Here is a 24016-nt window from a genome sequence, read left to right on the forward strand (position 1 = left end):
CTTTCACGCCTTATCCGACAACAACTGCCTGATGCGACGCTGACGCGCCTTACCAGGCCTACATACGTTTCGGTTTTGTAGGCCGGACAAGGCGTTCACGCCGCATCCGGCATTTCACAGCATTACTTGGTGATACGAGTCTGCGCGTCTTTCAGGGCTTCATCGACAGTCTGACGACCGCTGGCGGCGTTGATCACCGCAGTACGCACGGCATACCAGAAAGCGGACATCTGCGGGATGTTCGGCATGATTTCACCTTTCTGGGCGTTTTCCATGGTGGCGGCAATACGTGGATCTTTCGCCAACTCTTCCTCGTAAGACTTCAGCGCTACGGCACCCAGCGGTTTGTCTTTATTAACCGCTTCCAGACCTTCGTCAGTCAGCAGATAGTTTTCGAGGAACTCTTTCGCCAGCTCTTTGTTCGGACTGGCGGCGTTAATACCTGCGCTCAGCACGCCAACGAACGGTTTGGATGGATGACCCTTGAAGGTCGGCAGTACCGTTACACCATAATTCACTTTGCTGGTGTCGATGTTGGACCATGCCCACGGGCCGTTGATGGTCATCGCTGTTTCGCCTTTATTAAAGGCAGCTTCTGCGATGGAGTAATCGGTGTCTGCATTCATGTGTTTGTTTTTAATCAGGTCAACCAGGAAGGTCAGACCCGCTTTCGCGCCAGCGTTATCCACGCCCACGTCTTTAATGTCGTACTTGCCGTTTTCATACTTGAACGCATAACCCCCGTCAGCAGCAATCAGCGGCCAGGTGAAGTACGGTTCTTGCAGGTTGAACATCAGCGCGCTCTTGCCTTTCGCTTTCAGTTCTTTATCCAGCGCCGGGATCTCTTCCCAGGTTTTTGGCGGGTTCGGCAGCAGATCTTTGTTATAAATCAGCGATAACGCTTCAACAGCGATCGGGTAAGCAATCAGCTTGCCGTTGTAACGTACGGCATCCCAGGTAAACGGATACAGCTTGTCCTGGAACGCTTTGTCCGGGGTGACTTCAGCCAACAGGCCAGATTGAGCGTAGCCACCAAAGCGGTCGTGCGCCCAGAAGATAATGTCAGGGCCATCGCCAGTTGCCGCAACCTGAGGGAATTTCTCTTCCAGTTTATCCGGATGCTCAACGGTGACTTTAATTCCGGTATCTTTCTCGAATTTCTTACCGACTTCAGCGAGACCGTTATAGCCTTTATCGCCGTTAATCCAGATTACCAGTTTACCTTCTTCGATTTTGGCGAGAGCCGAGGCGGAAAACATCATCGTCGTTAATGCGGATAATGCGAGGATGCGTGCACCTGTTTTTATTTTCATAATCTATGGTCCTTGTTGGTGAAGTGCTCGTGAAAACACCTAAACGGACTCTAGTTTCTTTATACAGCAACCTCTTTCCATCCTCCTTGCCCCTACGCCCCACCGTTGCTTTGTGTGATCTCTGTTACAGAATTGGCGGTAATGTGGAGATGCGCACATAAAATCGCCACGATTTTTGCAAGCAACATCACGAAATTCCTTACATGACCTCGGTTTAGTTCACAGAAGCCGCGTTCTCATCCTCCCGCCTCCTCCCCCATAAAAAAGCCAGGGGGTGGAGGATTTAAGCCATCTCCTGATGACGCATAGTCAGCCCATCATGAATGTTGCTGTCGATGACAGGTTGTTACAAAGGGAGAAGGGCATGGCGAGCGTACAGCTGCAAAATGTAACGAAAGCCTGGGGCGAGGTCGTGGTATCGAAAGATATCAATCTCGATATCCATGAAGGTGAATTCGTGGTGTTTGTCGGACCGTCTGGCTGCGGTAAATCGACTTTACTGCGCATGATTGCCGGGCTTGAGACGATCACCAGCGGCGACCTGTTCATCGGTGAGAAACGGATGAATGACACTCCGCCAGCAGAACGCGGCGTTGGTATGGTGTTTCAGTCTTACGCGCTCTATCCCCACCTGTCAGTAGCAGAAAACATGTCATTTGGCCTGAAACTGGCAGGCGCAAAAAAAGAGGTGATTAACCAACGCGTCAACCAGGTGGCGGAAGTGCTACAACTGGCGCATTTGCTGGATCGCAAACCGAAAGCGCTCTCCGGTGGTCAGCGTCAGCGTGTGGCGATTGGCCGTACGCTGGTGGCCGAGCCAAGCGTATTTTTGCTCGATGAACCGCTCTCCAACCTCGATGCTGCACTGCGTGTGCAAATGCGTATCGAAATCTCCCGTCTGCATAAACGCCTGGGCCGCACAATGATTTACGTCACCCACGATCAGGTCGAAGCGATGACACTAGCCGACAAAATCGTGGTGCTGGACGCCGGTCGCGTGGCGCAGGTTGGGAAACCGCTGGAGCTGTACCACTATCCGGCAGACCGTTTTGTCGCCGGATTTATCGGTTCGCCAAAGATGAACTTCCTGCCGGTAAAAGTGACTGCCACCGCAATCGATCAAGTGCAGGTGGAGCTGCCGATGCCAAATCGTCAGCAAGTCTGGCTGCCGGTTGAAAGCCGTGATGTCCAGGTTGGAGCCAATATGTCGCTGGGTATTCGCCCGGAACATCTACTGCCGAGTGATATCGCTGACGTCATCCTTGAGGGTGAAGTTCAGGTCGTCGAGCAACTCGGCAACGAAACCCAAATCCATATCCAGATCCCTTCCATTCGTCAAAACCTGGTGTACCGCCAGAACGACGTGGTGTTGGTAGAAGAAGGTGCCACATTCGCTATCGGCCTGCCGCCAGAGCGTTGCCATCTGTTCCGTGAGGATGGCACTGCATGTCGTCGACTGCATAAGGAGCCGGGCGTTTAAGCACCCCACAAAACACACAAAGCCTGTCACAGGTGATGTGAAAAAAGAAAAGCAATGACTCAGGAGATAGAATGATGATTACTCTGCGCAAACTTCCTCTGGCGGTTGCCGTCGCAGCGGGCGTAATGTCTGCTCAGGCAATGGCTGTTGATTTCCACGGCTATGCACGTTCCGGTATTGGCTGGACAGGTAGCGGCGGTGAACAACAGTGTTTCCAGACTACCGGTGCTCAAAGTAAATACCGTCTTGGCAACGAATGTGAAACTTATGCTGAATTAAAATTGGGTCAGGAAGTGTGGAAAGAGGGCGATAAGAGCTTCTATTTCGACACTAACGTGGCCTATTCCGTCGCACAACAGAATGACTGGGAAGCTACCGATCCGGCCTTCCGTGAAGCAAACGTGCAGGGTAAAAACCTGATCGAATGGCTGCCAGGCTCCACCATCTGGGCAGGTAAGCGCTTCTACCAACGTCATGACGTTCATATGATCGACTTCTACTACTGGGATATTTCTGGTCCTGGTGCCGGTCTGGAAAACATCGATGTTGGCTTCGGTAAACTCTCTCTGGCAGCAACCCGCTCCTCTGAAGCTGGTGGTTCTTCCTCTTTCGCCAGCAACAATATTTATGACTATACCAACGAAACCGCGAACGACGTTTTCGACGTGCGTTTAGCGCAGATGGAAATCAACCCGGGCGGCACATTAGAACTGGGTGTCGACTACGGTCGTGCCAACCTGCGTGATAACTATCGTCTGGTTGATGGCGCATCGAAAGACGGTTGGTTATTCACTGCTGAACATACTCAGAGTGTCCTGAAGGGCTTTAACAAGTTTGTTGTTCAGTACGCTACTGACTCGATGACCTCGCAGGGTAAAGGTCTGTCGCAGGGTTCTGGCGTCGCGTTTGATAACGAAAAATTTGCCTACAATATCAACAACAACGGTCACATGCTGCGTATCCTCGACCACGGTGCGATCTCCATGGGCGATAACTGGGACATGATGTACGTGGGTATGTACCAGGATATCAACTGGGATAACGACAACGGCACCAAGTGGTGGACCGTCGGTATTCGCCCGATGTACAAGTGGACACCAATCATGAGCACCGTGATGGAAATCGGCTACGACAACGTCGAATCCCAGCGCACCGGCGACAAGAACAATCAGTACAAAATTACCCTCGCACAACAATGGCAGGCTGGCGACAGCATCAGGTCACGCCCGGCTATTCGTGTCTTCGCAACCTACGCCAAGTGGGATGAGAAATGGGGTTACGACTACACCGGTAACGCTGATACCAACGCGAACTTCGGCAAAGCCGTTCCTGCTGATTTCAACGGCGGCAGCTTCGGCCGTGGTGACAGCGACGAGTGGACCTTCGGTGCCCAGATGGAAATCTGGTGGTAATAGCAAAACCTGGGCCGGATAAGGTGCTTGCGCCGCATCCGGCATAAAAACAGGTTGTCATTATCTGAAAGGGGCGAAAGCCCCTCTGATTATCGGGTTTAGCGCGCTATTGCCTGGCTACCGCTGAGCTCCAGATTTTGAGGTGAAACAATGAAAATGAATAAAAGTCTCATCGCCCTCTGTTTATCAGCAGGGTTGCTGGCAAGCGCGCCTGGAATCAGCCTTGCCGATGTTAACTACGTACCGCAAAACACCAGCGACGCGCCAGCCATTCCATCTGCCGCGCTGCAACAACTCACCTGGACACCGGTCGATCAATCTAAAACCCAGACCACCCAACTGGCGACTGGCGGCCAACAACTGAACGTTCCCGGCATCAGTGGTCCGGTTGCTGCGTACAGCGTCCCGGCAAACATTGGCGAACTGACCCTAACGCTGACCAGCGAAGTGAACAAACAAACTAGCGTATTTGCGCCGAACGTGCTGATTCTTGATCAGAATATGACCCCATCAGCCTTCTTCCCCAGCAGTTATTTCACCTACCAGGAACCAGGCGTGATGAGTGCAGATCGTCTGGAAGGCGTTATGCGCCTGACACCGGCGTTGGGGCAGCAAAAACTTTATGTTCTGGTCTTTACCACGGAAAAAGATCTCCAGCAGACGACCCAACTGCTCGACCCGGCTAAAGCCTATGCCAAAGGCGTCGGTAACTCGATCCCGGATATTCCTGACCCGGTTGCTCGTCATACCACCGATGGCTTACTGAAACTGAAAGTCAAAACGAACTCCAGTTCCAGCGTGTTGGTCGGGCCACTATTTGGTTCTTCCGCTCCAGCTCCGGTTACGGTAGGCAACACGGCGGCACCAGCTGTGGCTGCACCCGCTCCGGCACCGGTGAAGAAAAGCGAGCCGATGCTCAACGACACGGAAAGTTATTTTAATACCGCGATCAAAAACGCTGTCGCGAAAGGTGATGTTGATAAGGCGTTAAAACTGCTTGATGAAGCTGAACGCCTGGGGTCAACATCTGCCCGTTCCACCTTTATCAGCAGTGTAAAAGGCAAGGGGTAATTACGCCCCACAGTGCTGATTTTGCAACAACTGGTGCGTCTCCTGGCGCACCTTTTTTTATGCTTCATTCCAGGGATATGAGCGATTTTTTATAGTACTTCACTTCTTCTTCACTAAGAATATCCATTATCTCAATGCATTATCAGAGATTCTTTTCCTTTCGCCGGTAGTGTCTGGACGCTCAGGCTACTTTTTCCAGTTATTTCATTTCTGTAATGCAGAGGTTTTATGTTAGGTCATATCTCAAAGTTTGACGGCAATAACTCTTTGATAAAACATGATGTGGTGCAAGGAAATAATAAATTAGATCTTGATTTACTACGTAATTTTAATGGGGTGCCAGGGTTAAATCGAGAAAACTTTATTTATATCAGTGATATATTTTTAAATATAAAACAACGGAACGAAAAAAATCATGCAATAAATATGTTTCGTGAAGTCTCAATCAGTAATGATATTATAAGCGTAAAATTCTATAGAAATGAAGAAATAGAATGTGCTTGTGATTTTCTGATGGATAAAGATGCGCAGGGGGATACTGACCTGTCTGATTTGGATTTAACAAGTTGTCATTTTAAAGGTGACGTTATTTCGAAGGTGTCTTTTTTATCGTCAAATCTACAACATGTAACATTCGAATGTAAAGAAATAGGGGATTGCAATTTTACTACTGCAACAGTTGATAATGTCATATTTAAATGTCGACGTTTACACAATGTGATTTTTATCAAAGCGAGTGGCGAATATGTCGATTTTAGCCAAAGTATTCTTGATACAGTTGACTTCTCGCGGAGCCAGCTTACTCATAGTAATTTTCGTGAATGTCAGATTAGAAATTCAAAGTTCAATAATTGTTATCTTTATGCTTCGCACTTCACCAGAGCAGAATTTCTTTCTGACAAAGAAATATCATTTATTAAATCGAATTTGACAGCTGTCGTGTTTGATCATGTGCGAATATCGACAGGGAATTTTAAAGACAGCGTTACACAACGAATGGTATTATCTATTGATTACTCAGATATATTTGGAAATGAATATCTCGATGGTTATATCAATAACATTATAAAAATGATTGATACATTGCCAGATGATCCAGCGATATTGAAATCCGTTCTGGCAGTAAAATTGGTGATGCAATTAAAAATTCTTAATATTGTTAATAAAAACTTTATTGAGAATATGAAGAAAATATTTAGCCATTGTCCTTATATAAAAGATCCAATTATACGTAGTTATATCCATCCTGATGAAGATAACAAGTTCGATAATTTTATGCGTCAAAATCGATTCAGTAAGATGCATTTCGATACCCAACAGATGATCGATTTTATTAACAGATTTAATATGAATAAATGGCTGATTGATCAAAATAACAATTTTTTTATCCAACTTATCGATCAGGCTCTACGATCAACGAATGATACGATCAAAGAAAATGCCTGGCATCTTTATAAAGAGTGGATTCGTAGTGATGATGTTTCACCTTTATTTATAGAAATTGAAGATAATTTAAGAACCTTTAACACGAATGAATTAACACGAAACGATAATATCTTTATCCTGTTCTCCTCTGTCTATGATGGGCCAGTTATGGTGGTAAGCTCCCAGCGCTTACATGATATGTTGAATCCTACAAAAGATACCAATTGGAATTCCACGTATATCTACAAATCCAGACATGAGATGTTGCCTGTTAATCTTACTCCGGAAAGACTTTTCGGCTCCAAATCTCAGGATAAACATGCGCTTTTCCCCATTTTTACTGCGAGTTGGCGAGCTAATCGTATAAAGAATAAAGGTATTTAAGTAAAGGAAAACATCACCGTTCCTGGCATCCTGGGCGGTGATGCCCCTATGGTTGCCTTCGCCAGCACGGGCATCGGCAAAGCGTAAGGTTCAACAGCGTTTTACCACTTCATGCGATTGTTGCGTTTTTGTTGCGCATTAGATCACTTAATTTGCTTTACATCTCCCGTAAACACTTTTCTGCGATACAATGCCTTTACGTTATGTAACGGAGAGTTCGGCATGTCACACCCCGCGTTAACGCAACTGCGTGCGCTGCGCTATTTTACAGAGATCCCTGCCCTGGATACGCAACTGCTCGACTGGCTGTTGCTGGAAGATTCCATGACAAAACGTTTTGAACAGCAGGGAAAAACGGTGAGCGTGACGATGATCCGCGAAGGGTTTGTCGAGCAGAATGAAATCCCCGAAGAACTGCCGCTGCTGCCGAAAGAGTCTCGTTACTGGTTACGTGAAATTTTGTTATGTGCCGATGGTGAACCGTGGCTTGCCGGTCGTACCGTCGTTCCTGTGTCAACGTTAAGCGGGCCGGAGCTGGCGTTACAAAAATTAGGTAAAACGCCGTTAGGACGCTATCTGTTCACATCATCGACATTAACCCGGGACTTTATTGAGATAGGCCGTGATGCCGGACTGTGGGGGCGACGTTCCCGCCTGCGATTAAGCGGTAAACCGCTGTTGCTAACAGAACTGTTTTTACCGGCGTCACCGTTGTACTAAGAGGAAAAAAATATGGAGTGGAGTCTGACGCAGAATAAGCTGCTGGCGTTTCATCGCTTAATGCGTACGGATAAGCCAATTGGCGCGTTACTGCTGCTCTGGCCAACATTATGGGCGTTGTGGGTGGCGACACCGGGCGTTCCCCAGCTCTGGATCCTGGCGGTGTTTGTCGCGGGTGTCTGGCTGATGCGCGCTGCTGGTTGCGTGGTGAATGATTATGCTGACCGCAAGTTTGATGGTCATGTTAAGCGCACGGCGAACCGACCGCTTCCCAGCGGCGCGGTAACGGAGAAAGAGGCGCGCGCGCTGTTTGTAGTGCTGGTACTGATTTCGTTTTTACTGGTGCTGACGCTGAATACGATGACCATTCTGTTGTCGATTGCCGCGCTGGCGTTGGCGTGGGTGTACCCGTTTATGAAGCGGTATACCCATCTACCGCAAGTGGTGCTGGGCGCGGCGTTTGGCTGGTCGATTCCAATGGCTTTTGCTGCTGTGAGTGAGTCGGTGCCATTGAGTTGCTGGTTAATGTTCCTCGCCAATATTCTCTGGGCGGTGGCATACGACACGCAGTATGCGATGGTTGACCGCGATGATGATGTGAAGATTGGCATTAAATCCACCGCAATCCTGTTCGGCCAATACGATAAATTGATTATTGGTATATTGCAGATTGGCGTACTGGCGTTGATGGCGATTATCGGTGAGTTAAATGGCTTAGGCTGGGGATATTACTGGTCAATTCTGGTGGCTGGCGCGCTGTTTGTTTATCAACAAAAACTGATTGCCAACCGCGAGCGTGAAGCCTGCTTTAAAGCATTTATGAATAATAACTATGTTGGTCTGGTACTGTTTTTAGGGCTGGCAATGAGTTACTGGCATTTCTGATGATGTAAAAAAGCCGGATGATCATCCGGCTTCCTTCTGGGTTGCCTGATGCGCTGCGCTTCTCAGGCCTACACAACATATCGCAATTTATTGAATTTGCAGATCATGGTAGGCCGAATAAGGCGTTTGCGCCGCATCCGGCAATTCTCCCTGATTACCCTTCGCCCTGCGTCGCACTCTCAATCGTCAAACGCACGTCTGATGTAATCAACTCCGCCAGCAACTGATACACCTTCATCGTTTCTGCCGGTTCGGCGTCGCCGCTATCGCTGATATACCCTTCATCACGCAGTGTTAGCACCAGAGAACTGAACACCGCCTTGTCGAAGAACTCCGGCGCGTTGATACCGTGCAGCACGGAGAGACGTTGCGCGACGGTGCGGCTCTCTTTCTCCAGCGTACCGCGGTTGATCGACGGGTTGGCGCTCAACAGCCAGAAGGTAATGGCATAACGTTGCAGCGTTTCGCGCGCGCCTGCGGCCAGCAGCTGTAGCGTGCGAGAATGCGCCGGGTTGATATGCAACTCATCATCTTGCAGGGTAATCAGCCCCTGACGTTGCATCTCATTTGCCAGTGCATCAATAACGTCCGGCAACTCGTCGCGATCCCAGCGCAGGAACAGCTCCGCTTTCAGCATTGGGTAAAGCACATTGACGTGCTCCATCAATACGTCGCGGGAGATGTGGCGATGCTGGGTGACAATTGCCGCCATCAGCGAAGGCAGCACCAACATATGCGCAATGTTGTTGCGATAGTAGGTCATCAGCACCGCTTGCTCGCGCGGCAGAATGATGATGTCGCCGATAGTGTCTTTCTCAACTTCAAACTTGTTCATTTGCAGCGCGTGATCGATAAGCTCGCTGGCGCTGGCTGAAGGAACGGTAGAGTCCGTGGAGTAAGGTACGTTGCGCATCAGATCCAGGTAGCAGTTGAGTTGCTCGGTTAACTGCTCGCGGGTGAGTGAGCGCTGACGTGACGCCAGTAGCGCAGTACAGCACAGGTTCATGGCGTTTGCCGCGCCTGCGTTGTTAATGCGTACCATCAGATCGGCAGCAATATTATTGACCGTCGGCGTTAACCATGCCGGACGCACCGCTTCGATGGGATCGATAGATTCACGCCAGTCTGGTACGTGCTGGTTAAGGTAGGTCATCAACGGCATTGGTTCACCGAAGTTGACGTAACCCTGACCGAGATTACGCAGCTTGCTTAAACCGCGCAGCATCTGCGGCAGGCTCTCTTTCTCTTTCGTTGCACCGCGCAGTTCTTTGGCGTAAGTACCCACTTCCATGACGTGCTCATAACCGATGTAGATCGGAATCAGCGTAATCGGACGCGTGCCGCCACGCAGCATCGCCTGAATGGTCATCGACAGCGTACCGGTTTTCGGATCCAGCAAACGCCCCGTACGGGAACGACCGCCTTCCACGAAATACTCGACGGAATAACCACGGCTGAACAGTTCGCCGAGATACTCACGGAAAACGGTGGAATAGAGCTTATTGCCTTTAAACGTACGGCGAATAAAGAACGCACCCAGACGGCGGAAAATCGGCCCGGCCGGCCAGAAGTTCAGGTTGATCCCGGCGGCGATATGCGGCGGCACCAGCCCCTGGTGATACAGCACGTAAGAAAGCAGCAGGTAGTCCATGTGACTGCGGTGGCAAGGCACATACACCAGCTCATGACCTTCGTGGGCCAACTGGCGAACGCGCTCGGCGTTATGGACGTTGATACCCTGGTAAAGTCGGTTCCAGGTGAAGCCCAGAATACGGTCAGTCAGGCGAATCATCTCGTAAGAGAAATTCGCCGCAATCTCTTCCATCAGTGCAATCGCGTTCTGCTGCGCTTTTTCATGGGAGATTTTTTTGCTGCGCGCTTCATCTTCTACCGCTTTGGCAATGGCGCGGGAGGCGAGCAGCTTATTAAACAGATCCTGACGAGCAGGCAAACGTGGGCCTACGGCAGCCAGACGTTGACGGGCAAAGTGCATACGCGCCACGCGCGCCAGTTTCTGCGCGATAGTTTTATCCGTGCCGTGTTCATCCGCCATACGGCGCAGCGAAACTGACGGTGAGAAACGCACAAAACTGTCGCGACCGAGCCACAGTACAGCGAAAAATTTCTGTACGCCGTTAAGCATACGCAGCGGCGGGTTCACTTCGCCTTTTTCACGCCCCGGCGCGCGACCAAACATCACCGACACTGGCACCATCTGCACATCCAGATTTGGGTTGCTACGGTGCAAATCGAGATAGTCGTGGAACAGCTTAATAGACTCTTCTTTCGGCGTGTAATAGGTGAATACACGCGGCCCGCCGTGAATGAACACATAGCGCGGCAGTAGCGTGCCGTCGATTTCCAGCGGCTCTAACGGGTCAGGCAGGTCATGTGCCAGACACTGGGCGCGCAACGTCAGCAAATCTGCTTTCGAGTTGTACGGTAAAACGTACATAATTGGACGAGAGGTATCCAGCCCCAGTTCCGGGGCAGGATCTGCCGGAATAGACTTGCTTTTTACCAGGATGCTTAATGGTAAATTCAGTAATTTGTAGTAAATTCGTGGCCAGCCGGACATAAACGATGTAAAGCCTCTGGTTAATAATGCAAATGCGCGGCAAGGATAGCAGAAAGTCATGGGAAATTCTGTGGTATCCGCTCATGTTTCGCGCGGCGTTACGCAAACCCGAATCATCGGATTTAACGGTACACTGATATTGACGCTCATAATGTAAAAAGGTTCTTTCAATGGCCAATAATACCACTGGACTCACCCGAATTATCAAAGCTGCTGGCTATTCCTGGAAAGGTTTACGCGCTGCATGGATCAACGAAGCGGCATTCCGTCAGGAAGGCGTAGCGGTATTGTTGGCGGTGGTCATCGCCTGCTGGATGGATGTGGACGCAATTACCCGCGTGCTGCTTATCAGCTCCGTGATGCTGGTGATGATTGTGGAAATCCTCAATAGCGCCATCGAAGCAGTGGTTGACCGAATTGGCTCTGAATACCATGAGCTATCCGGACGCGCTAAAGATATGGGATCCGCCGCGGTGCTGATTGCGATTATCGTCGCCGTGATTACCTGGTGCATCCTGTTATGGTCGCATTTTGGATAACCCTTCCAGATTTCGATAAATCTCTGGTTTATTGTGCAGTTTATGGTTCCAAAATCGCCTTTTGCTGTATATACTCACAGCATAACTGTATATACACCCAGGGGGCGGAATGAAAGCGTTAACGGCCAGGCAACAAGAGGTGTTTGATCTCATCCGTGATCACATCAGCCAGACAGGTATGCCGCCGACGCGTGCGGAAATCGCGCAGCGTTTGGGGTTCCGTTCCCCAAACGCGGCTGAAGAACATCTGAAGGCGCTGGCACGCAAAGGCGTTATTGAAATTGTTTCCGGCGCATCACGCGGGATTCGTCTGTTGCAGGAAGAGGAAGAAGGGTTGCCGCTGGTAGGTCGTGTGGCTGCCGGTGAACCGCTTCTGGCGCAACAGCATATTGAAGGTCATTATCAGGTCGATCCTTCCTTATTCAAGCCGAATGCTGATTTCCTGCTGCGCGTCAGCGGGATGTCGATGAAAGATATCGGCATTATGGATGGCGACTTGCTGGCAGTGCATAAAACTCAGGATGTACGTAACGGTCAGGTCGTTGTCGCACGTATTGATGACGAAGTTACCGTTAAGCGCCTGAAAAAACAGGGCAATAAAGTCGAACTGTTGCCAGAAAATAGCGAGTTTAAACCAATTGTCGTTGACCTTCGTCAGCAGAGCTTCACCATTGAAGGGCTGGCGGTTGGGGTTATTCGCAACGGCGACTGGCTGTAACATATCTCTGAGACCGCGATGCCGCCAGGCGTCGCGGTTTGTTTTTCATCTCTCTTCATCAGGCTTGTCTGCATGGCATTCCTCACTTCATCTGATAAAGCACTCTGGCATCTCGCCTTACCCATGATTTTCTCCAATATCACCGTTCCGTTGCTGGGACTGGTCGATACGGCGGTAATTGGTCATCTTGATAGCCCGGTTTATTTGGGCGGCGTGGCGGTTGGTGCAACGGCGACCAGCTTTCTCTTTATGCTGTTGCTGTTTTTGCGCATGAGCACCACCGGGCTGACTGCGCAGGCTTATGGTGCCAAAAATCCTCAGGCATTAGCCCGTGCGCTGGTGCAACCGTTGCTGTTGGCGTTGGGGGCCGGGGCGTTAATTGCGCTGCTGCGTACGCCGATTATCGATCTGGCGCTGCATATTGTTGGCGGCAGCGAAGCGGTGCTAGAACAGGCGCGTCGCTTTCTTGAAATCCGCTGGTTAAGCGCACCGGCGTCGCTGGCGAATCTGGTATTACTTGGTTGGTTACTCGGCGTGCAATATGCCCGTGCACCAGTAATTTTGTTAGTGGTCGGCAATATCCTCAACATTGTGCTGGATGTCTGGCTGGTGATGGGGCTGCATATGAACGTGCAGGGCGCGGCGCTGGCGACGGTTATTGCGGAATATGCAACATTGCTGATTGGTCTGCTAATGGTGCGTAAAATCCTCAAACTTCGCGGAATATCCGGCGAAATGCTGAAAACTGCCTGGCGAGGAAACTTCCGTCGCTTGCTGGCGCTTAACCGCGATATCATGCTGCGCTCGCTGTTGTTGCAACTCTGTTTCGGCGCGATCACCGTACTTGGCGCGCGACTGGGGAGTGACATTATCGCTGTTAACGCGGTTCTGATGACGTTACTCACCTTTACCGCCTATGCGCTGGATGGTTTTGCCTACGCGGTTGAAGCACATTCTGGTCAGGCGTACGGTGCGCGCGACGGTAGCCAGTTACTGGATGTCTGGCGGGCAGCGTGCCGCCAGTCGGGGATTGTAGCGTTACTGTTTTCGGTGGTTTATTTGCTGGCAGGGGAACACATCATTGCATTGCTGACGTCGTTAACCCAGATTCAGCAGCTGGCCGACCGCTATCTTATCTGGCAGGTGATTTTGCCGTTGGTCGGCGTCTGGTGTTATCTGCTCGACGGCATGTTTATAGGTGCAACGCGCGCCGCCGAAATGCGTAACAGTATGGCGGTGGCCGCCGCAGGTTTTGCGCTGACGCTCCTTACGCTGCCGTGGCTGGGCAATCATGCTTTGTGGCTGGCATTAACCGTCTTTCTGGCTTTGCGCGGGCTTTCTCTGGCGGCTATCTGGCGGCGTCACTGGCGCAACGGTACCTGGTTTGCCGCAACGTGACGGTTAAAAATTCTGAATAAATAATCCTAAGCCAAATTGCTGACTACACTTAATCTCACGTTCAGAAGAAAAGTGAACGTACTCTCATTCACAACCTAACGATGAGGTCTTGATTATGAATAAAGATGAAGCCGGCGGTAACTGGAAACAGTTTAAAGGTAAAGTGAAAGAGCAATGGGGCAAACTGACCGATGATGATATGACGATCATTGAAGGTAAACGTGATCAACTGGTCGGTAAAATCCAGGAACGTTATGGTTATCAGAAAGATCAGGCAGAAAAAGAGGTCGTGGATTGGGAAACCCGCAATGAATATCGCTGGTAATTAATCCCTCCTGCCCGACGTGTACAAGGATGTACGCCCTCTTAACGCGGTTTCTTTTTCACCTGCACAGAGTGATCATGCTGGCACTGTTCAGGATGACGACACGCTTCTACTTCCACACATGCCGCACAGAGCCCGTGTGCTTCAATCACATTATGCCGCAGGGCAAACCCCATTTTTGCCGCCAGCGTATGCATAATGTCTTCCACGCCTTCTGCACACTCTTCTTTCACTGCGCCGCAGCGATCGCAAATAAACATGGCTGAAGTATGAGTGGGCTGGTCGAACAGATGACAGAGCACATAACTGTTGGTGGATTCCACCTTATGCACAAAACCTTGCTCAAGCAGAAAATCCAGCGCGCGATAAACCGTTGGCGGCTTGGCTTGCGGTTCAGCTTCGCGCAGCAAATCAAGCAGATCATAAGCGCTGATAGCGCCATCCTGCAGACTCATCAGGCGCAACACTTCCAGGCGCTGTGGGGTCAGGCGCACATTACGCTGCGCACAGATTTTTTCAGCCTGCGCTAATAACTCCTGCGTTGTGGTCTTTTCCATCGGGCACCTCAAAGTGGGGGTTAAGAATGTCCTTACTTTACCATGTTCCAGGAAAAACACCGAGAACCCTTAATGTTGCCGTAATGTTGATTTTTTGATTTGTCGGTAAGGTGTTGTGTTGCCTGGTAGTACCATTATCTACACGATAATAATTAATAATTCATTTTTAAATAAATTGCTTCAAGTTAACTCGCTATTTATTTAACTGGGTTTGATCGCATACCCGCAGTTCAGAAAAATATGAGCGATTTTTGATAGTGAGCAGATGGCAAAAGAATTATAAGGAGGACACGGTACGACAAAAAAGGTGCGTATATCATGTCAGGTATAATTTCAAGTGCAACAGAATTCTTCAATAATACACTCCATTCAAATCAATACGAAATTAAAGATGCGAGCAAAGAAAAAATAAAGGATATATATAATAAATCGGTTGATTATGCAACGATGAGTAATCGCGCTGCGATTATTGCAAAAATAGATTTGTTTATTCAGAGAATTACCCATAATTTATGGACTGCAAGTGATAATAATGTTTCCTTAATTAAGCGAATAGATGCTCTCAAAAATTGGGTTGAGGAGTGTATTGATCAGTGCACTAATGAGCAATTAGGTGATCGTGACTATATTTCTGCATTTGTGGATCGGGCGATTTTTCATTACGCGATGAATTTTGTTTGTAATCCAATGGAAAATAGTGATGTAACTCTAATAGACAAGTGTACTTTCGACGTAATAAATCATAATGGCCTTCCCTCCACGATTCAGCTATTTTATGATAAATCCTATTGTAAAGCACCTGTAGCGTCATTACATCTAAAAACAGTAAGCGAAGGCTTTTTAAATTTGGAAAATGCATATAATGTAAAGAAAGATACTCGCTTAAAACCCCTGGCCTCCCTTTTACTTTCATTTTCATATGATAGTGCATCAGCAGATATCATAGGAGCAGCACAGAGAGTTAATGATGATTGTGAAAACTACATAAAAAGTCAGATAAAAATATTATCTCGTCAAGTGATGAAAAAAAACCTGGCGGAGATGAAAGACTTGATAGATAAAAAAGAATTGGATTTTAATGTAATTCTGCAGGAGATGAAAAATCAGGCCGGAGAAGAAAAAGAAGACATCAAAAACATTACAAAAATGCAGGCTGCAGGTGAGACTTTAATTAAATTTATTCAATCATTTGACCCGGACTCAACGGGACCAATTATAATTGGTAAAGATATGGATAACAAAAATATAAATGACAACGATCTAATTAACGAAGATATTATTAAGTTCATTTATGTCCTATTAGGTACTGAGTTAGAAAAATAAAATGTGAATTTTCCCTATAGCATAGAAGTTTTTACATAAAAGAACCCAATATTGATTGGGTTCTTTTTTCTCTATCAGTGCTATTAGCAGGGAGAGATATCACCGTAGTTTAATGTGTGATTTTTATTTATCGTCGAACCTGGATTGTTTATCATTGGCCTTAACAAAGCTAACGGCTAATAAGATTATTTCCATCACTTCGTGAGAACTTCATGCCTTGAGAGGATCTCAATTTTCTTTTGCAATGAGACAGGCGCTTCCTGTTGTTATGGTATAGTACCCCGCTATTGAGCCTCCTGAACTGTGATGCTGAATAACATAACTCAATGATATATCGATAAAATAATCTCTACATTTGAAAATGCACGGTAATTCTGAAATGCAAAAAATCAACCAAACCAGCGCAATGCCTGAAAAAACTGACGTTCACTGGAGTGGTCGGTTTAGCGTTGCACCAATGCTCGACTGGACGGACAGACATTGCCGCTATTTCTTGCGTCTGCTTTCCCGCAATACGTTGCTGTATACCGAAATGGTGACCACAGGGGCGATTATTCACGGTAAAGGTGATTATCTGGCGTACAGTGAAGAAGAACATCCGGTAGCGTTGCAACTCGGCGGTAGCGATCCGGCGGCGCTGGCGCAGTGTGCGAAGCTGGCAGAAGCGCGCGGATATGATGAGATCAACCTGAATGTCGGCTGCCCGTCTGACCGGGTGCAGAACGGCATGTTTGGGGCGTGTCTGATGGGTAATGCGCAGCTGGTTGCCGACTGCGTGAAAGCGATGCGCGATGTGGTGTCGATTCCGGTGACGGTGAAAACGCGTATTGGCATCGACGACCAGGACAGCTATGAATTTCTCTGCGATTTCATCAACACCGTTTCCGGCAAAGGCGAGTGTGAGATGTTCATCATCCACGCACGTAAAGCCTGGCTTTCGGGGTTAAGCCCGAAAGAAAACCGTGAAATCCCGCCGCTCGATTATCCGCGTGTGTATCAACTGAAGCGTGACTTTCCGCATCTGACAATGTCGATTAACGGTGGTATCAAGTCGCTGGAAGAGGCTAAAGCGCATTTGCAACATATGGATGGCGTGATGGTCGGGCGCGAAGCGTATCAGAATCCGGGTATTCTGGCGGCGGTAGACCGAGAGATTTTTGGTTCTTCGGATACCGATGCCGATCCGGTGGCGGTAGTGCGCGCCATGTATCCGTACATTGAGCGTGAACTCAGCCAGGGGACGTATCTTGGCCATATTACCCGGCATATGCTGGGCCTGTTCCAGGGTATTCCTGGCGCGCGGCAGTGGCGGCGTTATTTAAGTGAAAATGCCCATAAAGCGGGTGCAGACATTAATGTGCTGGAACACGCGCTCAAACTGGTGGCAGATAAGCGTTAACTTTTCACCAAAAAGTAGTCAAATTCACCACGCCCTGCGCACCGTCGCGGGGCGTTTTGCTGTTAAATCAATAGATTATTTTTGGCATGATTCTTGTAATGCCAGCAAGAGATTTCATATTTGGGAGAGCATCATGCTGGAACTACTTTTTGTGATTGGCTTTTTTGTCATGCTGATGGTCACCGGCGTTTCGTTGCTGGGTATTATCGCTGCGCTGGTTGTGGCGACGGCCATTATGTTCCTCGGCGGTATGCTGGCATTGATGATTAAGTTGCTGCCGTGGTTACTACTGGCGATTGCGGTGGTGTGGGTTATTAAGGCGATTAAAGCACCAAAAGTGCCTAAATATCAGCGTTATGACCGCTGGCGTTACTAAGGGATTGTGCGGATGATCACAACCTAAGGTTTTATCCTTAGAACAAAATAGGAATTGATAATCAAATCTGTCACTATTGCGCCTCTAACAGATTCATCGTGCTGTACCCTACATACAGCCGAACTATAAAAAGAAAGGGCTTCCCAGGTGGAAGCCCTATTTCTTTTATGGAATCAACAGGCTGGAACCTTGCGTCGCCCGGCTTTCCAGAATCTCATGCGCACGCTGCGCATCCTTCAGCGGATATTTCTGCTGCTCGGCGACATCGACCTTAATCACACCGCTGGCAATCAAAGAGAACAGTTCATTACTGGCCTCGGTTAATTCCTCCCGCGTGGTGATATAGCCTTGCAGGGAAGGGCGTGTCACATACAACGAGCCTTTCTGATTGAGAATGCCTAAGTTCACACCGGTAACCGCACCTGATGAGTTGCCAAAGCTCACCATTAAGCCGCGGCGTTGCAGGCAATCCAGCGACCGTTCCCAGGTGTCTCTGCCCACGGAATCGTACACCACGCGCACTTTCTTGCCAGCGGTGATCTCTTTTAACCGCTCGACCAGATTCTCTTCGCGATAGTTAATAACCTGCCATGCGCCCGCTTTTAGCGCACTCTGCGCTTTTTGCGCGGTTCCCACGGTGCCGATAAGTTTCGCCCCAAGGGCTTTTGCCCACTGGCAAGCAATTAAGCCAACGCCGCCAGCCGCTGCGTGGAACAGGAACTGCTCATCAGGTTTAATTTCATAGGTTTTGCGCAGCAGATAATAAACCGTTAAGCCTTTCAGGAAGGATGCTGCAGCTTGCTCAAAAGAAATTGCCGCAGGCAGAATCGCCGCTTTATCCGCATTAACGTTATGCACAGAGCTGTAAGCGCCTAACGCCGACTGCGCATAGACTACGCGATCGCCTGCCTTAATATGCTTTACACCACTGCCGACTTTACTCACGATGCCTGCCGCTTCGGTGCCTAATCCGCAGGGTAGTGATGGCGGCGGGTAAAGGCCGCTGCGGATATACGTGTCGATAAAATTGATGCCGATGGCTTTATTTTCGACCTGGATTTCATTCTCCGCCGGATCGGCAGGAGTGAACTCTACGGCTTGAAGTACTTCCGGGCCACCGTGCTTGTGAAATTCAATTCGTGTTGCCATGTGTCCTCCAGAACGTATCGTCAGGGTCTGCTTCATATGGTAAAGTTTCGACCCATTCTTTATCTCGGTAACTCCATTCACTATGGCAGGAAATAAACCCTTCAACAAACAGCAGGCTGAACCCCGCGAACGCGATCCACAAGTTGCCGGGCTGAAAGTGCCTCCGCACTCGATCGAAGCGGAGCAGTCGGTGTTGGGCGGTTTAATGCTGGATAACGAACGCTGGGACGATGTAGCCGAGCGTGTGGTGGCAGACGATTTTTACACCCGCCCACACCGTCATATCTTTACTGAAATGGCGCGTTTGCAGGAAAGCGGTAGTCCTATCGATCTGATTACCCTTGCGGAATCGCTGGAACGCCAGGGGCAACTCGATAGCGTCGGTGGTTTTGCTTATCTGGCAGAGTTGTCAAAAAATACGCCAAGTGCAGCGAACATCAGTGCCTATGCGGACATCGTGCGTGAACGTGCCGTTGTTCGCGAGATGATTTCGGTTGCGAATGAGATTGCCGAAGCCGGTTTTGATCCGCAGGGGCGCACCAGCGAAGATCTGCTGGACCTGGCTGAATCCCGCGTCTTTAAAATTGCCGAAAGTCGTGCAAACAAAGACGAAGGGCCGAAGAACATCGCTGATGTGCTCGACGCCACGGTGGCGCGTATTGAGCAGTTGTTTCAGCAGCCACACGATGGCGTTACCGGGGTAAACACCGGTTATGACGATCTCAACAAAAAAACCGCTGGCTTGCAGCCGTCGGATTTGATCATCGTCGCCGCGCGTCCGTCGATGGGTAAAACGACATTTGCGATGAACCTCGTCGAAAACGCGGCGATGTTGCAGGATAAACCGGTACTTATCTTCTCGCTGGAGATGCCATCAGAACAGATTATGATGCGTACTCTGGCGTCGCTGTCGCGCGTTGACCAGACTAAAATCCGTACCGGGCAGCTCGATGATGAAGACTGGGCGCGCATTTCCGGCACCATGGGTATTTTGCTCGAAAAACGTAATATCTATATCGATGACTCCTCCGGCCTGACGCCAACGGAAGTGCGTTCCCGCGCGCGCCGTATTGCCCGTGAACACGGCGGCATCGGGCTTATCATGATCGACTACCTGCAACTGATGCGCGTACCGGCGCTTTCCGATAACCGTACGCTGGAAATTGCAGAAATCTCCCGCTCGCTGAAAGCACTGGCGAAAGAATTGAACGTGCCGGTGGTGGCGCTGTCCCAGTTGAACCGTTCTCTGGAACAACGTGCCGACAAACGCCCGGTCAACTCCGACCTGCGTGAATCTGGCTCTATCGAGCAGGATGCGGACTTGATCATGTTTATCTATCGTGATGAGGTGTATCACGAAAACAGTGATTTAAAAGGCATCGCGGAAATTATTATCGGTAAACAACGTAACGGCCCAATCGGGACGGTACGCCTGACCTTTAACGGTCAATGGTCGCGCTTCGACAACTATGCGGGGCCGCAGTACGACGACGAATAATAATTATTTTATGAATTAGGTAATTAAAGCAAACACTTATCAAGGAACACAAATGCAAGCGGCAACTGTTGTGATTAACCGCCGCGCTCTGCGACACAACCTGCAACGTCTTCGTGAACTGGCTCCTGCCAGTAAAATGGTTGCGGTGGTGAAAGCGAACGCTTATGGTCACGGTCTTCTTGAGACCGCGCGAACGCTCCCCGATGCTGACGCCTTTGGCGTAGCCCGTCTCGAAGAAGCTCTGCGACTGCGTGCGGGGGGAATCACCAAACCTGTACTGTTACTCGAAGGCTTTTTTGATGCCAGAGATCTACCGACGATTTCTGCGCAACATTTTCATACCGCCGTGCATAACGAAGAACAGCTTGCTGCGCTGGAAGAGGCCAGCCTGGACGAGCCGGTTACCGTCTGGATGAAACTCGATACCGGTATGCACCGTCTGGGCGTAAGGCCGGAACAGGCTGAGGCGTTTTATCATCGCCTGACCCAGTGCAAAAACGTTCGTCAGCCGGTGAATATCGTCAGCCATTTTGCGCGCGCGGATGAACCAAAATGCGACGCAACCGAGAAACAACTCGCTATCTTTAATACCTTTTGTGAAGGCAAACCAGGTCAACGTTCCATTGCCGCGTCGGGTGGCATTCTGCTGTGGCCACAGTCGCATTTTGACTGGGTGCGCCCGGGCATCATTCTTTATGGCGTCTCTCCGCTGGAAGATCGCTCCACCGGTGCCGATTTTGGCTGTCAGCCAGTGATGTCACTAACCTCCAGCCTGATTGCCGTGCGTGAGCATAAAGCCGGAGAGCCTGTCGGTTATGGTGGAACTTGGGTAAGCGAACGTGATACCCGCCTGGGCGTAGTCGCGATGGGCTATGGCGATGGTTATCCGCGCGCCGCGCCGTCCGGTACGCCAGTGCTGGTGAACGGTCGCGAAGTGCCGATTGTCGGGCGCGTGGCGATGGATATGATCTGCGTAGATTTAGGTCCACAGGCGCAGGACAAAGCCGGGGACCCGGTCATTTTATGGGGCGAAGGTTTGCCCGTAGAACGTATCGCTGAAATGACGAAAGTAAGCGCTTACGAACTTATTACGCGCCTGACTTCAAGGGTCGCGATGAAATACGTGGATTAATCGTTCTGTAATATTTGATTGTTTGTGCCGGATGCGGCGTGAATGCCTTATCCGGCCAATAAAATCCTACAAATTCAATAAGTTGATATTCTTTCATGCTCTTATGAAGGCCGAGCCTCTGGCGGATGTACGTTTGTCATGAGTCTCACTCTGTTGCTAATTGCCGTTCGCCCCTGAACATCCACTCGATCTTCGCCTTCTTCCGGTTTATTGTGTTTTAACCACCTGCCCGTAAACCTGGAGAACCATCGCGTGTTTCAAAAAGTTGACGCCTACGCTGGCGACCCGATTCTTACGCTTATGGAGCGTTTCAAAGAAGACCCTCGCAGCGACAAAGTGAATTTAAGTATCGGTCTGTACTACAACGAAGACGGAATTATTCCCCAACTGAAAGCCGTGGCGGATGCGGAAGCGCGCCTGAATGCGCAGCCTCATGGCGCTTCGCTTTATTTACCGATGGAAGGGCTTAATAGCTATCGCCATGCCATTGCGCCGCTGCTGTTTGGTGCGGACCATCCGGTACTGCAACAACAGCGCGTAGCAACCATTCAAACCCTTGGCGGCTCAGGGGCATTGAAAGTGGGCGCAGATTTCCTGAAACGCTACTTCCCGGAATCAGGCGTCTGGGTCAGCGATCCTACCTGGGAAAACCACGTAGCAATATTCGCCGGGGCTGGATTCGAAGTGAGTACTTACCCCTGGTATGACGAAGCGACTAACGGCGTGCGCTTTAATGACCTGTTGGCGACGCTAAAAACATTACCTGCCCGCAGTATTGTGTTGCTCCACCCATGTTGCCACAACCCAACGGGTGCCGATCTCACTAATAACCAGTGGGATGCGGTGATTGAAATTCTCAAAGCCCGCGAGCTTATTCCATTCCTCGATATTGCCTATCAAGGATTTGGTGCCGGTATGGAAGAGGATGCCTACGCCATTCGTGCCATTGCCAGCGCTGGATTACCCGCTCTGGTGAGCAATTCGTTCTCGAAAATTTTCTCCCTTTACGGCGAGCGCGTTGGCGGACTTTCTGTTCTGTGTGAAGATGCCGAAGCCGCTGGCCGCGTACTGGGGCAATTGAAAGCAACAGTTCGCCGCAACTACTCCTGCCCGCCGAATTTTGGTGCGCAGGTGGTGGCTGCAGTGCTGAATGACGAGGCATTGAAAGCCAGCTGGCTGGCGGAAGTAGAAGAGATGCGTACTCGCATTCTGGCAATGCGTCAGGAACTGGTGAAGGTATTAAGCACAGAGATGCCAGAACGCAATTTCGATTATCTGCTTAATCAGCGCGGCATGTTCAGTTATACCGGTTTAAGTGCCGCTCAGGTTGACCGACTACGTGAAGAATTTGGTGTCTATCTCATCGCCAGCGGTCGCATGTGTGTCGCCGGGTTAAATACGGCAAATGTACAACGTGTGGCAAAGGCGTTTGCTGCGGTGATGTAATGCAGGAAAGCAGGCTGGAGTTATCCAGCCTGCAGTGAAATTAAACTGTCGTCGCTTTCACTCTTGCTTTATAGATGATTTTTTTGATGCCATCGTTCTACGTGAGAGGTAATAAAACGTTGTTAGTTCTAACTTGTTAAGTTTATCCCAATGTTCTGGAGTGCTTTTCCCTGTTTTACCGTGTGGAGTAATAATTTCTGCACATCTAACCATTATTAAATTTAATAATAAGTATCGGGTTTGTTACGATAGAATATTTCTATATCCTCAAGAATATGCTTTGCCTTATTGCCTGTGACTTTCTGAGATTCAATTATAGTATCGTTAAATTCTAATGTTAAAGAGAACTCTTTTTTTCCGCTTTGTGTAAGTTTAACCTTATATTGATTACCAATATCAAATAAAAAGGTTCTGTAATGAGAATAATCACCTTTAACCTCCTCGGCAAAACAGCAAAGTGTGCAAATATACATACAATCTTTCTTGCCTCTGATTTTGTTAACTAAATCAATAAATGCATGAAAAACTTTATTTGCAATAGATCTTGATACTTCCTCTCCTGGTCTACAAAAATCTTTTGCAATTTTTAACTGTGTTTCTATATATAAAAAGAGATCTTTGGCATAAGAAAAATCTTTGGAATAAGAGATATCTTTATTATTTAGTGCATCTAGCTCAACAGGTAAAGATGTCATTTTGTTGCTATTCACATATGATATATTCATATCATCATCTCCTTCGAGAGTAATAAAATTAGTCACCATTGTATGTTAGGGTTCTGGTCAATCAGAAATCATCTTTATAAACTTCGATTGTTTTTGTAATGCTGTATCATTAAGTTCATTAAATCGTACAGCAGATAAATGTTCTATCAAATTTCGCTCATTT

At 49.0% G+C, this 24016-nt stretch carries 20 protein-coding genes and 1 pseudogene; 16 read left to right on the plus strand and 5 right to left on the minus strand.

What is annotated here, in order from left to right; all coding sequences use genetic code 11:
- Positions 1–122 precede the first annotated feature (122 nt).
- Entirely contained in the window at positions 123–1313 is a 1191-nt protein-coding gene (gene malE / locus ACJHYR_RS17925; RefSeq protein WP_059327785.1) for a maltose/maltodextrin ABC transporter substrate-binding protein MalE, read from the minus strand.
- Between the two features lie 364 nt (positions 1314–1677).
- On the opposite strand from malE, the gene malK reads away from it, so the two are divergent.
- The 6 genes from malK (at position 1678) to ubiA (ending at position 8690) form a co-directional block, all read left to right on the plus strand.
- Positions 1678–2793, plus strand: a complete 1116-nt coding sequence (malK, locus tag ACJHYR_RS17930) for a maltose/maltodextrin ABC transporter ATP-binding protein MalK (RefSeq protein ID WP_000179165.1) — start codon at positions 1678–1680, stop codon at positions 2791–2793.
- A 71-nt stretch (positions 2794–2864) separates the two neighbouring features.
- Positions 2865–4205 (plus strand): maltoporin LamB, encoded by a 1341-nt coding sequence (gene lamB / locus ACJHYR_RS17935; RefSeq protein WP_410233126.1) that lies wholly within the window; start codon positions 2865–2867, stop codon positions 4203–4205.
- Between the two features lie 150 nt (positions 4206–4355).
- The gene (gene malM / locus ACJHYR_RS17940; protein ID WP_000783444.1) at positions 4356–5276 is read left to right on the plus strand and encodes a maltose operon protein MalM; all 921 of its coding nucleotides are present in this window, start codon (positions 4356–4358) and stop codon (positions 5274–5276) included.
- A 228-nt stretch (positions 5277–5504) separates the two neighbouring features.
- On the plus strand, positions 5505–7085 hold the full coding sequence (locus ACJHYR_RS17945; protein WP_410233127.1) for a SopA family protein: 1581 nt from the start codon (positions 5505–5507) through the stop codon (positions 7083–7085).
- 222 nt (positions 7086–7307) lie between these two features.
- Positions 7308–7805 (plus strand): chorismate lyase, encoded by a 498-nt coding sequence (gene ubiC / locus ACJHYR_RS17950; protein ID WP_001468913.1) that lies wholly within the window; start codon positions 7308–7310, stop codon positions 7803–7805.
- Between the two features lie 12 nt (positions 7806–7817).
- Positions 7818–8690, plus strand: coding sequence for a 4-hydroxybenzoate octaprenyltransferase (ubiA, locus tag ACJHYR_RS17955; protein WP_000455227.1), 873 nt, complete (start codon positions 7818–7820; stop codon positions 8688–8690).
- 154 nt (positions 8691–8844) lie between these two features.
- Here ubiA and plsB read toward each other — a convergent pair whose 3' ends face one another.
- Positions 8845–11268, minus strand: coding sequence for a glycerol-3-phosphate 1-O-acyltransferase PlsB (gene plsB / locus ACJHYR_RS17960; protein WP_021564781.1), 2424 nt, complete (start codon positions 11266–11268; stop codon positions 8845–8847).
- Positions 11269–11438: 170 nt separating this feature from the next.
- On the opposite strand from plsB, the gene dgkA reads away from it, so the two are divergent.
- The 4 genes from dgkA to ACJHYR_RS17980 all read left to right on the plus strand — a co-directional run bounded on the left by dgkA (position 11439) and on the right by ACJHYR_RS17980 (position 14248).
- On the plus strand, positions 11439–11807 hold the full coding sequence (gene dgkA / locus ACJHYR_RS17965) for a diacylglycerol kinase (protein ID WP_001589535.1): 369 nt from the start codon (positions 11439–11441) through the stop codon (positions 11805–11807).
- A gap of 109 nt (positions 11808–11916) precedes the next feature.
- Positions 11917–12525, plus strand: a complete 609-nt coding sequence (gene lexA, locus ACJHYR_RS17970; protein ID WP_000646078.1) for a transcriptional repressor LexA — start codon at positions 11917–11919, stop codon at positions 12523–12525.
- A 72-nt stretch (positions 12526–12597) separates the two neighbouring features.
- The gene (dinF, locus tag ACJHYR_RS17975) at positions 12598–13923 is read left to right on the plus strand and encodes an MATE family efflux transporter DinF (RefSeq protein WP_001308275.1); all 1326 of its coding nucleotides are present in this window, start codon (positions 12598–12600) and stop codon (positions 13921–13923) included.
- A gap of 115 nt (positions 13924–14038) precedes the next feature.
- The gene (locus ACJHYR_RS17980; protein ID WP_001030593.1) at positions 14039–14248 is read left to right on the plus strand and encodes a CsbD family protein; all 210 of its coding nucleotides are present in this window, start codon (positions 14039–14041) and stop codon (positions 14246–14248) included.
- 41 nt (positions 14249–14289) lie between these two features.
- Here the strand turns inward: ACJHYR_RS17980 and zur are convergent, their stop codons facing one another.
- Positions 14290–14805 (minus strand): zinc uptake transcriptional repressor Zur, encoded by a 516-nt coding sequence (gene zur, locus ACJHYR_RS17985; RefSeq protein WP_001295691.1) that lies wholly within the window; start codon positions 14803–14805, stop codon positions 14290–14292.
- A gap of 318 nt (positions 14806–15123) precedes the next feature.
- Between zur and ACJHYR_RS17990 the strand changes: the two genes are divergently transcribed.
- The 3 genes from ACJHYR_RS17990 (at position 15124) to pspG (ending at position 17903) form a co-directional block, all read left to right on the plus strand.
- On the plus strand, positions 15124–16128 hold the full coding sequence (locus ACJHYR_RS17990; RefSeq protein ID WP_000014229.1) for a DUF2713 family protein: 1005 nt from the start codon (positions 15124–15126) through the stop codon (positions 16126–16128).
- 361 nt (positions 16129–16489) lie between these two features.
- Complete coding sequence (gene dusA, locus ACJHYR_RS17995) at positions 16490–17527, plus strand: tRNA dihydrouridine(20/20a) synthase DusA (protein WP_001298868.1); 1038 nt, start codon at positions 16490–16492, stop codon at positions 17525–17527.
- Between the two features lie 133 nt (positions 17528–17660).
- Positions 17661–17903 (plus strand): envelope stress response protein PspG, encoded by a 243-nt coding sequence (pspG, locus tag ACJHYR_RS18000; RefSeq protein ID WP_000891404.1) that lies wholly within the window; start codon positions 17661–17663, stop codon positions 17901–17903.
- Between the two features lie 165 nt (positions 17904–18068).
- Here pspG and ACJHYR_RS18005 read toward each other — a convergent pair whose 3' ends face one another.
- The gene (locus tag ACJHYR_RS18005) at positions 18069–19052 is read right to left on the minus strand and encodes a quinone oxidoreductase (protein WP_042028556.1); all 984 of its coding nucleotides are present in this window, start codon (positions 19050–19052) and stop codon (positions 18069–18071) included.
- A gap of 82 nt (positions 19053–19134) precedes the next feature.
- On the opposite strand from ACJHYR_RS18005, the gene dnaB reads away from it, so the two are divergent.
- From dnaB to tyrB, 3 genes are all read left to right on the plus strand, one after another.
- Positions 19135–20550, plus strand: coding sequence for a replicative DNA helicase (gene dnaB, locus ACJHYR_RS18010; protein ID WP_000918364.1), 1416 nt, complete (start codon positions 19135–19137; stop codon positions 20548–20550).
- 52 nt (positions 20551–20602) lie between these two features.
- The gene (gene alr / locus ACJHYR_RS18015; protein ID WP_001147321.1) at positions 20603–21682 is read left to right on the plus strand and encodes an alanine racemase; all 1080 of its coding nucleotides are present in this window, start codon (positions 20603–20605) and stop codon (positions 21680–21682) included.
- Positions 21683–21934: 252 nt separating this feature from the next.
- Complete coding sequence (tyrB, locus tag ACJHYR_RS18020) at positions 21935–23128, plus strand: aromatic amino acid transaminase (protein ID WP_059327783.1); 1194 nt, start codon at positions 21935–21937, stop codon at positions 23126–23128.
- Positions 23129–23490: 362 nt separating this feature from the next.
- On the opposite strand, the pseudogene ACJHYR_RS18025 reads toward tyrB, so the two are convergent.
- A pseudogene (locus ACJHYR_RS18025) lies at positions 23491–23853 on the minus strand (hypothetical protein); the annotation flags it as partial.
- Between the last annotated feature and the right edge of the window lie 163 nt (positions 23854–24016).

This window comes from Escherichia sp. WS1450, assembly GCF_046487395.1.
Classification (GTDB): domain Bacteria; phylum Pseudomonadota; class Gammaproteobacteria; order Enterobacterales; family Enterobacteriaceae; genus Escherichia; species Escherichia coli.

What these genes read in the sequence shown, in the direction of transcription:
- ACJHYR_RS17980 (WP_001030593.1), top strand. Translation starts at nt 14,039, where the DNA reads ATGAATAAAGATGAAGCCGGCGGTAACTGGAAACAGTTTAAAGGTAAA.
- ACJHYR_RS17945 (WP_410233127.1), top strand. Translation starts at nt 5,505, where the DNA reads ATGTTAGGTCATATCTCAAAGTTTGACGGCAATAACTCTTTGATAAAA.
- pspG (WP_000891404.1), top strand. Translation starts at nt 17,661, where the DNA reads ATGCTGGAACTACTTTTTGTGATTGGCTTTTTTGTCATGCTGATGGTC.
- lamB (WP_410233126.1), top strand. Translation starts at nt 2,865, where the DNA reads ATGATGATTACTCTGCGCAAACTTCCTCTGGCGGTTGCCGTCGCAGCG.
- ubiA (WP_000455227.1), top strand. Translation starts at nt 7,818, where the DNA reads ATGGAGTGGAGTCTGACGCAGAATAAGCTGCTGGCGTTTCATCGCTTA.
- plsB (WP_021564781.1), bottom strand. Translation starts at nt 11,268, where the DNA reads ATGTCCGGCTGGCCACGAATTTACTACAAATTACTGAATTTACCATTA.
- ubiC (WP_001468913.1), top strand. Translation starts at nt 7,308, where the DNA reads ATGTCACACCCCGCGTTAACGCAACTGCGTGCGCTGCGCTATTTTACA.
- lexA (WP_000646078.1), top strand. Translation starts at nt 11,917, where the DNA reads ATGAAAGCGTTAACGGCCAGGCAACAAGAGGTGTTTGATCTCATCCGT.
- dinF (WP_001308275.1), top strand. Translation starts at nt 12,598, where the DNA reads ATGGCATTCCTCACTTCATCTGATAAAGCACTCTGGCATCTCGCCTTA.
- zur (WP_001295691.1), bottom strand. Translation starts at nt 14,805, where the DNA reads ATGGAAAAGACCACAACGCAGGAGTTATTAGCGCAGGCTGAAAAAATC.
- dgkA (WP_001589535.1), top strand. Translation starts at nt 11,439, where the DNA reads ATGGCCAATAATACCACTGGACTCACCCGAATTATCAAAGCTGCTGGC.
- dnaB (WP_000918364.1), top strand. Translation starts at nt 19,135, where the DNA reads ATGGCAGGAAATAAACCCTTCAACAAACAGCAGGCTGAACCCCGCGAA.
- malE (WP_059327785.1), bottom strand. Translation starts at nt 1,313, where the DNA reads ATGAAAATAAAAACAGGTGCACGCATCCTCGCATTATCCGCATTAACG.
- alr (WP_001147321.1), top strand. Translation starts at nt 20,603, where the DNA reads ATGCAAGCGGCAACTGTTGTGATTAACCGCCGCGCTCTGCGACACAAC.
- malM (WP_000783444.1), top strand. Translation starts at nt 4,356, where the DNA reads ATGAAAATGAATAAAAGTCTCATCGCCCTCTGTTTATCAGCAGGGTTG.
- ACJHYR_RS17990 (WP_000014229.1), top strand. Translation starts at nt 15,124, where the DNA reads ATGTCAGGTATAATTTCAAGTGCAACAGAATTCTTCAATAATACACTC.
- dusA (WP_001298868.1), top strand. Translation starts at nt 16,490, where the DNA reads ATGCACGGTAATTCTGAAATGCAAAAAATCAACCAAACCAGCGCAATG.
- malK (WP_000179165.1), top strand. Translation starts at nt 1,678, where the DNA reads ATGGCGAGCGTACAGCTGCAAAATGTAACGAAAGCCTGGGGCGAGGTC.
- ACJHYR_RS18005 (WP_042028556.1), bottom strand. Translation starts at nt 19,052, where the DNA reads ATGGCAACACGAATTGAATTTCACAAGCACGGTGGCCCGGAAGTACTT.